The 10,041-nt window shown below is 42.2% G+C and carries 9 protein-coding genes; 3 read left to right on the top strand and 6 right to left on the bottom strand.

Annotation, left to right across the window (positions count from 1 at the left end; all coding sequences use genetic code 11):
- Window positions 1-264: 264 nt before the first annotated feature.
- From V7K45_RS23480 to V7K45_RS23490, 3 genes are read right to left on the bottom strand one after another with little or no spacing between them, the layout of a single operon-like run.
- Window positions 265-612, bottom strand: coding sequence for a hypothetical protein (locus tag V7K45_RS23480; RefSeq protein ID WP_335007375.1), 348 nt, complete (start codon window positions 610-612; stop codon window positions 265-267).
- The gene (locus tag V7K45_RS23485; RefSeq protein ID WP_335007376.1) at window positions 606-4,745 is read right to left on the bottom strand and encodes a PAS domain S-box protein; all 4,140 of its coding nucleotides are present in this window, start codon (window positions 4,743-4,745) and stop codon (window positions 606-608) included. The genes V7K45_RS23480 and V7K45_RS23485 overlap by 7 nt, the downstream gene beginning before the upstream one ends.
- Window position 4,746: 1 nt before the next feature.
- Window positions 4,747-5,067 (bottom strand): helix-turn-helix domain-containing protein, encoded by a 321-nt coding sequence (locus V7K45_RS23490; protein WP_335007377.1) that lies wholly within the window; start codon window positions 5,065-5,067, stop codon window positions 4,747-4,749.
- Window positions 5,068-5,539: 472 nt separating this feature from the next.
- Here V7K45_RS23490 and V7K45_RS23495 point away from each other — a divergent pair, with 472 nt between their 5' ends.
- Complete coding sequence (locus V7K45_RS23495; RefSeq protein ID WP_335007378.1) at window positions 5,540-6,571, top strand: 1-acyl-sn-glycerol-3-phosphate acyltransferase; 1,032 nt, start codon at window positions 5,540-5,542, stop codon at window positions 6,569-6,571.
- 251 nt (window positions 6,572-6,822) lie between these two features.
- Here the strand turns inward: V7K45_RS23495 and V7K45_RS23500 are convergent, their stop codons facing one another.
- The 3 genes from V7K45_RS23500 to rppA form a co-directional block, all read right to left on the bottom strand.
- Entirely contained in the window at window positions 6,823-7,134 is a 312-nt protein-coding gene (locus V7K45_RS23500) for a helix-turn-helix domain-containing protein (RefSeq protein WP_335007379.1), read from the bottom strand.
- Entirely contained in the window at window positions 7,121-7,519 is a 399-nt protein-coding gene (locus V7K45_RS23505) for a type II toxin-antitoxin system RelE/ParE family toxin (RefSeq protein ID WP_335007380.1), read from the bottom strand. The genes V7K45_RS23500 and V7K45_RS23505 overlap by 14 nt, the downstream gene beginning before the upstream one ends.
- 256 nt (window positions 7,520-7,775) lie before the next feature.
- Window positions 7,776-8,483: a two-component system response regulator RppA gene (gene rppA / locus V7K45_RS23510; RefSeq protein ID WP_335007385.1), complete on the bottom strand. Its 708-nt coding sequence runs from the start codon at window positions 8,481-8,483 to the stop codon at window positions 7,776-7,778.
- A gap of 76 nt (window positions 8,484-8,559) precedes the next feature.
- On the opposite strand from rppA, the gene hisG reads away from it, so the two are divergent.
- Together hisG and V7K45_RS23520 are read left to right on the top strand one after the other, a co-directional pair.
- On the top strand, window positions 8,560-9,204 hold the full coding sequence (gene hisG, locus V7K45_RS23515; RefSeq protein WP_335007381.1) for an ATP phosphoribosyltransferase: 645 nt from the start codon (window positions 8,560-8,562) through the stop codon (window positions 9,202-9,204).
- Window positions 9,205-9,526: 322 nt separating this feature from the next.
- Window positions 9,527-9,967, top strand: a complete 441-nt coding sequence (locus V7K45_RS23520) for a class I SAM-dependent methyltransferase (RefSeq protein ID WP_335007382.1) — start codon at window positions 9,527-9,529, stop codon at window positions 9,965-9,967.
- Window positions 9,968-10,041 lie beyond the last annotated feature (74 nt).

Raw genomic sequence — 10,041 nt, forward strand, 5'->3', positions numbered from 1 at the left:
CATAACTAAAGTTATAGAGCTTTTTTAGTACATAAGTACTATATATTTGGGTATTTCAACCATATTTAGCTGTCTGCAATATCTACGACGATCACTTAGCTTGTCGTACCCTTCCGGGGAAGCAAGCTACGCGCAACGTCTCGTAGAGAAGTGCGGGCTACGCCAACGCATCAAAAATCCGCACTAGTGAGTCCTATTTAGAAGTAAGGGGAATGGCGCAGATTCTCTGATTGGAAAACTCTATTTTGAAAATCTAGTTTTCAGCTATAACTTATAAATGCTCAAATATAATACCCGTATCCTTGACTTTTCACCAACAGTCGAAGTTCCATCTACTAAGGATTTATCGAAAATCAAAAATCCATGACCGATTATGACTGGATTTGATTGATTATTAGCCTGAGTAAAAGCAATAGTAGTGTAGTATGTGCGTTGCGATCGCAAACAACTATATGTTTCCTTTCTCTGTGTAACTTGCCACAGCTTCAAATCTTCAGCGCTTTTGCTGGCTAGGGTCTGGGTATCCGTATTAAACTTCTTGGCATTTGTCGGGGTAAAGGTGAAGGGGAAAAAGCTTATAAATACAAAGTTATGGAGTCTCTCAATTAACAATTGCTACAACTATAAATTAGGTTAGCGATCGCTCGAAGTAATTTAGCTGGCTCCACTGGTTTGGTGATATGCTGCCCAAATCCAGCAGCAATTGCCTGTTGATAATCGACCTCACCAGCATAAGCTGTAAGGGCGATCGCAGGAATTTTTCCTCCAAGTTCTGGTGACATAGCTCTAATTTGACGAATCAACATATAGCCGTCTACTTCTGGCATTCCAATGTCGCTTAACAGCAAATTTGGCTGGAACTGAGGCATAATTCGTAGTGCTTCCATCGCAGATGCCGCCTGGATTACTACCGCGCCAGATTGCTCCAAAATGAAAGCAATTAATTCTCGTGTATCCCGCTCATCATCCACAAGCAGAACTTTCAACCCCTTGAAATCGGGCAAATCATCAGCTTGAGAGGTAATCTGATGGCTATTTAGATCGACCTCGATTAACGGTAGCATGACTGTAAAGGTTGCTCCCTGTTCTTCCCCCGAACTTTCTGCCTTAACTGTGCCGCCGTGTAACTCGACAATGTGACGAACAATAGCTAATCCTAAGCCCAGTCCGCCAAATTTTCTAGTGGTTGCGCCATCAGCTTGTCGAAAGTAGTCAAAGACGAATGGTAAAAAGTCAGGGCTAATTCCCTTACCTGTATCGCTGACTCGCAATTGAACTTGAGAACCAACAGACTCTAAACTGATTTCTATCTTTCCACCTTGGGGTGTAAACTTAATAGCATTGGAAACTAGATTCCAGATAACTTGCTGCAAGCGACTGGAATCACCTCTGACTAAAAATTTAGAATTTGAAGTTTGGCATTTTAAATTGTTAAGTTGCTGATTAAAATCGATAGAGTCTAAATTTATTTGAGAATTGTCTAATCCAAAACCGTTCGATGGTTCCTGAGCCTTGTCGTTCGCGTAGCGTCCCGCAGGGAAAGACTGAGTGCCCGTGTCAAAGTCTAAAATCGTAAATTGTAAATCGATTGATTTGGCTTCAGCGGCTAGACGTACAGTTTCGATTGCTGCGGCGATCGCAGTTTCTAAATTTACAGAAGCAATATTCAAACTCAGCTTACCTTGGAGAATGCGAGAGACATCCAGTAAATCTTCGATTAATTGGGTTTGCAGCTTGGCATTGCGCTCAATGGTTTCGAGAGCGCGAGTAGTGGTTGCTTCATCGTACTTTTTCGTTTGTAGTAATTTCGACCATCCCAAAATCGGGTTTAGTGGGGTGCGAAGTTCGTGGGAAAGCACCGCCAAAAACTCATCTTTGATTCGATTAGCTTGGATTAATTCTTCTTTGCGTCGCTGTAACGAAGCCATTAACTGAGCGCGTTCCAGAGCAACCGCCACCTGATCGGAAGTTGCTTGTAATAGAGCTATTTCCCCAGAGGTGAAATTGGTACGGGTGCGACTGGCAAAGCAGAGGACACCAAGCAGCTTTCCTTGAGCAATTAACGGTTGACCTGCATAGGCTGTAATTCCTAAAGCACGGAGGATGTTGGCATGAGGATGGGTAGAGTGCGGCACATTATTGACGACGATTTGACGGCGTTCTTGCACCACTAGTCCGCATATCCCTTGATTAAATTCCATATATTCAATTGCTTGAAATACTTCATCAGTAATGCCGTTCCAAGCTACTAACCGGAGTTTCTGCTTATTTTCGTGTGTATCGATTAAATAGTGAAAGTAACAATGCAAATCCATTTGCGCCGAGAGTTTGCTAAACAAGCTGTTCATTAGATCCAAGGGGCGCTCGGTTGAAAGCAAATCACTGGTCGTTTCCGAAAGCAGTTTCAGTCTTTCACTGCGCTCTTGTAAGGCTTGTTCTGCAAGCTGACGTTCGCGAAGGGCGCGTTCGCGTTCGGTAATGTCAATTGCAACGCCTCCTACCAGGCGTTGGCCAGAGGCATCGGGAATGGGAAACTTATAAACAAAAAATTCGCCAAGGGTGCCATCTGTGCGTGGGACAGACTCAATTGTTTGAACAACCTGATTCCTTTCGGCAACTATTCTAATGTTATCGAGGAGGGATTGAGCAATTTGGACTGGGTATAGGTCAAAAATGTTTTTATTAATCGCCTTATTTGTTGGCACATTGAATGTGCTGAAATAAGTTGGACTGAGGTAAACTACACGTCCGTCTGCATTTGTAATCCATGCGGCGGCGGGAATATTATCCATAAAAGCTTGAAATTGCTCTTGGCTCTGACTCAGCGCTTTTTTAACTTGTTTGAGATCGCTAATATCCAGAATGAATGCGACTGATTTATGCCGAGATTCTCCTAAAAGGGAGTAGCCAACTACAACTGGGACGCTGGAACCATCTTTGCGAATAATTTCCTTCTCATAAGGAGTACAGGTTCCCTTCGCTATTGCTTCGGCAATAGCCAATTCGTCTAAATATTGATACTCAGATGGCGTGATCTCAGTCCAGCTTAATCTACCTGCTTGGATATCCTCTTGGGTATAGCCGACAATTCGCAAAAACTCGTCGTTGGCTTCAGTGATGCTACCATTCACATCGCCAAAGAGAATGCCAACTATATTCGCTTTCACAAAACTCCTGAGCCGTTCCTCACTTGCTTGGATTGCTGCTTCTGCCTGTTTGCGTTTGCTGATATCTGTAGTGCTACCAACTAAACGTACTGGCTTGCCATCAGCATCCCGTTGCACCACTATCCCTCGATCTAATACATAGATATACTGATTGTTTTTGTTGCGAATTCGGTATTCGGCAGCATAGCGATCGCTATTTCCCAAAGCAAGTATCGCCTCTTGTACGCTTGGCAAATCTTCTGGATGGATAAGCTCACACCACCAATTACCACTTGCTTCAGCTTCTGCGAGGGAATAGCCCAAAATTCGGGTTAACCCCTCGGTTCTTTCAACGCTATCCTGTTCTAGATTCCAGTCATAAATCAGACAGTTGACCGCAGATGCTGCTAACTCAAACCGTTCGTTAGCTAACTTTAGACGTTCTTCTTTTTCGCGCAAAGTTCGTTCTACTTGTTTGCGATTGCTGATGTCGCGGAAGAAAATGTCAAGACCATCTTCACTGGGATAGGCGTGAATTTCCACCCACAAGTCATACTTGGGTGGTAAGTAGTAGTGATACTCGAAATGGACGGGAATTTGCTCTGCCATCGCCCGTCGGTATTGACGCTCTAAATTCGTGCCCAATGATATAGGCCACTCCTCCCACTGCGACTTACCAATGACTTCTGTCCGGGGTTTACCGTTAATTCGCTCTGCTTCGGCATTTTGGTAGATGATGCGCCAGTCCCGGTCTAGAGTAATAAATGCATCACTCATGTTTTCTAGAGTGCGTGTATTCCGCTGATTGGCTTGCTGTAATGCCGCTTCTGCTTGTTTGCGTTCGCGTAGCGCAGCTTGCTGTTCGCTCAAATCGACAACAAAGGCAATAACCGTTTCTTGAGTATTTCCCAGCGTCACAGAACCGAGCAGAACGGGAATGCGATCGCCTTCTTTACAAATGTATTCTTTCTCAAAAGGCTTACACATTCCAGTAGTTTTCACTTCTTCCACTGAACGTTCGCTCAAAAGAAGATACTCCGGTGGGGTAATTTCGCGCCAGTTTATTTGGTTAGCCGAGAAATCTTCTCGCGTATAGCCGATCATCTTCAGAAAAGCATCATTGGCTTCGATGATAAAGCCGGTGTTCATATCAGTTACGATTACCCCAATGATGTTGGATTCTGCCAGTCGGCTAAACCGCATTTCGCTATTTTGCAACAATTTGAGGCTTGTCTCTGCTTTGCGTCTAGCAGTTCGCAACTCTGAAGAAAGCGCAGTAATTAAGAAAGATACTAGTGAAAATGTGGTTAATCGTACCAGAACTTTGAGGCTGAGGAAATCGAAGGAGTAGACTGGATCGATAAAAAAATAGAGCGCAGTTGTCACAGATAAAGCGATCGCTAGTACTCCCAGTTTCATACCACCATACCAGGCGCTGATTGCCACAGCAGCATAAAATAGTGTAAATACGCTCGGCTCGAAAACTGGCAGTAACACTTTTGTCAACAGCAGTGCCGTTATGACTGCCAAAATCATCACACTAAAAGCTATGAACCGATAACGCATTATCAATATTTTTTCAGGTACTTTCACCGTCATCCTAAAAGTCCTCCCGTTGCTCCGGTTTCGGGAGATACTCGTTCGCTAATCTTTTATCTGCTTTGCCCATCCTTTCTAACATTTCTTCAATCAGCTTTAGTGCCATCGGTGAAGGCACTGTAGATCCGTTCTCCCAACGATTGATTGTTCGTAGGGAAACTCCTAACTTGGCTGCAAACTTTTCTTGAGAAAGATGGAGTTGCTGTCGAAGTTCGCGGATCGAATTTGGAATTTTGAGTGATTTTCTTCGTTCCATAGTAGGAAGAGTAGGACAGATGTCTCGCCATTCGTCTCCAGCTTGAGGATGAGTTTTAATAATCATCAGTCGTTATCAATTTCATCTTTTGGCGGAACATCAATATTCAGTTATCAGTGTTCGTGGCTTACTGTTGGCTGTAGAAGGTATATCTAAAATAAACATTAAATTTTGCCCGATCTAAGATTCACAATAGTATTATCTAAGGCGGTTTAATTAAATTATTATCAGCGATCGCACACAGTTAAAAAATTGGTGGTGCGTCATATTTTGATGAATTACATTGAGATTAGTTTTTCATATTTATTATATAAAAAGTATCTATATACAAGCTCATTTTAGATTTGATAAAAGCTTTTATATCGCTAGTTTAGTAACTACGGCAGATTGCAAAATGGTGAATTACAGATAATCGTAAGGGCACAACATGTTGTGCTTCTACCCGTGTACTTCTCCAGTAAGATGGCAGTTACAAAACTAAGAAGCTATAATGCGCTCTTAATAAAATTCTTTTGCCTAATCCTAATCTTTAACTGTTTTGATTAATCAACGCTCGGAAAACTTATTAAACAGTCAACAGGAAAATGCACCAGGTGAAGGCTATATATTTAACTGGTTTGATTGGTTTTGTCTGTGGTATCCTCCAGGGTGGCTAATTTTATTCAATCGCCATTGGCAGCACTACCACCCAGATCCAGATGGTTGGAATTGGCTAGAATATGGATTATTTTTAATTCCTGGTGGATTTTATCTAGCGTTGCTGAGTCGTTGGTTGCGTCTGGGTTTTCGTTCGCCTCGAAAAGAAGTTGGGGAATTCGATCCTAAATATCAACAAGCTTTTGGCAAAGAAATTCTGGCCCCTATCGTTAAATACTATTTTCGGGGAGAGTTACAACAAGTTGAAAACTTGCCGCCAACAGGGCCATTGATTGTGGCAATGAATCATGCCGGGATGTGTTTTCCTTGGGACTTTTTAACCTTGGCTTATCTATTAAGTGAAGCCAAAGGATGGGTAGTCCAACCGATAGCAAATCCAGTATTATTTGAGCATCCTTGGGTGATTTGGTGGCTACCACCTCAATGGTCGCAGGTTTTAGGTGGAGTGCGAGCCGAATTAGATGATTTTGAGTCAGCTATTGCCCAAGGTAAAATTCTTTTATATGCACCCGAAGGTATTCGCGGGCCTAGTAAAGGTTGGAGAAAACGCTATCAACTAGAAAAGTTTCATGTGAGTTTTATTCAGTTGAGCGATCGCTATCATATTCCGATTCTGCCAGTAGTTTGCATCGGCAGTGAATCTCTGCATCCTTGGGCTGTTAATTTCACCAGATTACAACGACTAGTCAAACTACCATTCTTACCTTTATCGCCTTTGATGTTTGCCTTACTTCTGTTTCCCTCAATGGGAGTTTGGGCGATGAGAACTCGTTTGCGTTACTTTATTCAACCTTTGCAACCAGTAGAATTGGACAACCACTCAAAGAAAGGGCGTGCAGCAGCTTATCAACAAGCGCAACAATTACAAGAAAAACTGCAACTCCAAATTAATCATTTATTGGGTAAATCTTAATGTACAGTGACAAATTAAATGGCGTTGAGACAAATTTACGTCATCAATGCAAGCCTTACCTACTTTAAACTTGCAACTATTGCTGTTGATATAGCTTGTAACTTTCCTTGTTACTTTTAAACTTAACGCTCTTTGAGTACAAGCTTTACAGCCCTGATCACAGTAATTTGGCATCACGACAAATAAAAAGTCACTGTACAAAAACTCACATCAGAAAATTAGGCTGATTTGGCGTTGTCACCTATATGTCATTATGCGCTTTGTTCTTGTTCCAATGGAGTCAAATGAATCACTACTCGCTGATTAAGAGCCTGAGCGATTTTTTGGAGTATTGACAGAGAGTGTCCTTCGTAATCAGCATCTTCCAGCCGTGCAATCACAGGCTGTTTTGTGCCAACAAGTTCAGCCAGTTGTTTCTGTGTTAAACCTGCTTTTGTTCTAGCTTCATAAATCAACTGTGCCACTTCTGCATTAATTGAAGTTTCTGCCACCATTGCCTCAAGCTCAGGATCGCTGCTAGTCATTTTGTCAATAATTTTTATAGCATCGCTAGTCTTGACCATCTTCTCGATCCTCTACGTAGGTGTGAACTTCTGGGTTTTCTTCAAATAAAAGCTTTCGAGCGATCGCCCGTTCAATATCAATTGGTGGTACAGATGCTTCTTCTTTTGTGATAGCGTGAGCGAGAATTGCCACATTTTGACCATGAAAGAAGTACAGAATGCGATATTGCATACGGATATGCTTTGCCCGAAGCTCATATATCCCATCGCGCAAGTAATCAGCAGTCGGGCGACGGAGTTCATAGCCTGAAGCCGCAAGTTGTTTGATTCGAGCAACACAGTTTGCATAACCTTTGCGGTCTTCTTTCAAAAGTCGTGTCAGCCATTCAAGGACAGGAACTTCCCCTTCCTCTTCTTGGTAGAAAACAACACGGGTTTCAGGCACAGCATCCCCTTTTACTATAACAATATTGTTATAGTAGGGCAATATATTGAACTTATATATACGCTCTTAGAGAAATTTGGTTTCTGTAAATAGAAGTAAATTTGAGCGTTGCGAAGAGTTAAACAAAACTATTCCCAATATAATTCCTTAACTTATGGATTCTTACCAACACAACCTGTTTTGTTACCAACACTTATTCATTAGTAACGACAGCTTGTCCGTTTGTTACTAACATAACCTGTTTCGTTCCCAATGCTTATCCGTTAGTAACTGACTCCATTGATGAAGCGCCGAAACGATAGCCTTTGCCGTAGACTGTGTGAATCAGCGTAGCTTCTTTACCTACCTCAATCTTACGCCGCAGCAAGCGAATTAATGCCGCTATCACATTGCTACTAGGTTGTTCTTCTTCTTGCCACAAATTTTGCATAATCTGGGCATGAGTCAGAAGTTGTCCAGTGTGTTCCATAAAATATTGCAACAACTGACTTTCTTTTTGCGATAGTTCAATTATTCGTCCTTGGCGATAGGCTACTTGATTTTCACAATCGAGTTCTAAATCAGCAACGGTTAAACGTCCGCTGGTGGTTTCATAGGTTTGAGTACCGGAACGACGCAATAAAGCACGGACTCGTGCTAATAACTCCCGCAGTTCAAAAGGTTTTACCAAATAGTCGTCCGCACCAGCATCTAAACCTTGTACGCGGTCATCAAGAGTATCTTTAGCTGTAAGAAACAATACGGGAGTGGTTTTGCTTTGGCGGCGCAATTCCTGACAAATCTCTAACCCCGTTTTTCCTGGCAGCATCCAATCTAAAATAAGTAGGTCATAACTGCCAGTCTGTGCAAGTTCGCTGCCAGATGTCCCATCATAAACGGCATCTACGGCATAACCCTCACGAGTTAACAAGCGGCTCAAAGGTTGAGTTAGTTCAACTTCATCATCAACTAATAAAATTCTCATGCTGCTTGTGGTAAGCATATAGAGATATTCTCAATATTATTCAACTGCCAAGACGCTAAGGATACCAATAAAAAAAATGCTGACTGTTGCATTGCCAAAAGGGGAACTACTTAAAAATAGCATCCGCTTGCTACAAGCTGTCGGATTAGATTTTAGTGCTTTTTTAGATTCAGGAACTCGTCAACTTCAAATTCCTGACACTAAGGGAGTTGCAAAAGCTTTACTGGTGCGCGCGCAAGATGTACCTGTTTATGTGGAATATGGTCAAGCACAACTAGGGGTTGTTGGTTACGATGTGCTGCGAGAGAAGCAGCCGCAAGTTGCCCACTTGGTAGATTTGCAGTTTGGTCATTGTCGGATGTCAGTGGCGGTAAAAGAATCAAGTTCTTATCGATCGCCTTTAGATTTACCACCGCATGGTAGGGTTGCTTCAAAATATGTAAATTGCGCTCGTGAATATTTCCATAGTCTGGATTTACCTGTGGAAATAGTGCCATTGTATGGTTCAGTAGAGCTAGGCCCAATTACTGGAATGTCAGAAGCGATCGTAGATTTGGTTTCTACAGGGCGGACTTTACGCGAAAATGGTTTGATTGAAATTGCTAGTCTGTATGAAAGCACGGCGCGATTGATTGCTCATCCTCTGAGTTACCGCTTGAATACGGGTAATCTAAGCGATGTGATTGGCAAGCTGCGCGAGGCCGTTTTGGTAGAGGTTTAATATCATGTAATTCGTAATAACGCTTCTTTTGATGCTCGTTCCTAACTAACGCTGCACTATTTGTTTGTACAGCGTTTCGTATTCAAGTGACTTGCAGAGAAAAAATACTCAATTGTTATACCAATTCAATTAATGATTGCAGCACATCCTTGGGTAAAGACGCGATGAATCGCGTCTCTACAAATGGTCTATTTGTTGCATTCTTTTTTCAAATTGGTATAACTTCTAGTTAAAAACTAGCGTTCTCCGACTTGTAGCAACTGGCGCGAAACTAAGAAAACATGGCAAGGTAAATAAATTGAATAAATAGAAGAGTTGCAAGATGAAAGGGTGGTACAAGGACGATCTCGCATATATCCACGATGTCGGTCATAGTAATTACGCTCTCAAATCTGCTCCCGGCATTATAGAAATCCTGAATCAGAGTGGAATACGCGACGGGCTAGTGGTAGATTTGGGGTGTGGAAGTGGATTATCAGCACAAGAACTGACGAAGGCTAATTATCGTGTTCTTGGAATTGATATCTCTGAGTCAATGATTAAAATCGCTCGTAAAAGAGTGCCAGATGCAGAGTTCCGAGTCGAATCGTTTTTCAAAGCTGAAATTTCACCGTGTCATGCCGTGATATCGATCGGTGAATGCTTTAATTACTTGTTCGATCCAGATCCCCATTCTCAAATGCTGGTTGAGCTATTTGACCGCATATACAACGCCTTAGCTTCTGGAGGTGTCTTAATTTTCGATGTGCGAATCGTTGGCTAGAAACTAAAATCCATAAGGATTTGGAGGATTAGCCGCAAGGTACATAACCTTGACAACTGAATGACCATGTAGGT

It is taken from the genome of Nostoc sp. (assembly GCF_036917375.1).
Taxonomy (GTDB): Bacteria; Cyanobacteriota; Cyanobacteriia; order Cyanobacteriales; family Nostocaceae; genus Nostoc.

What these genes read in the sequence shown, in the direction of transcription:
- V7K45_RS23500 (WP_335007379.1), bottom strand. Translation starts at nt 7,134, where the DNA reads ATGGTCAAGACTAGCGATGCTATAAAAATTATTGACAAAATGACTAGC.
- V7K45_RS23485 (WP_335007376.1), bottom strand. Translation starts at nt 4,745, where the DNA reads ATGACGGTGAAAGTACCTGAAAAAATATTGATAATGCGTTATCGGTTC.
- V7K45_RS23490 (WP_335007377.1), bottom strand. Translation starts at nt 5,067, where the DNA reads ATGATTATTAAAACTCATCCTCAAGCTGGAGACGAATGGCGAGACATC.
- rppA (WP_335007385.1), bottom strand. Translation starts at nt 8,483, where the DNA reads ATGAGAATTTTATTAGTTGATGATGAAGTTGAACTAACTCAACCTTTG.
- hisG (WP_335007381.1), top strand. Translation starts at nt 8,560, where the DNA reads ATGCTGACTGTTGCATTGCCAAAAGGGGAACTACTTAAAAATAGCATC.
- V7K45_RS23520 (WP_335007382.1), top strand. Translation starts at nt 9,527, where the DNA reads ATGAAAGGGTGGTACAAGGACGATCTCGCATATATCCACGATGTCGGT.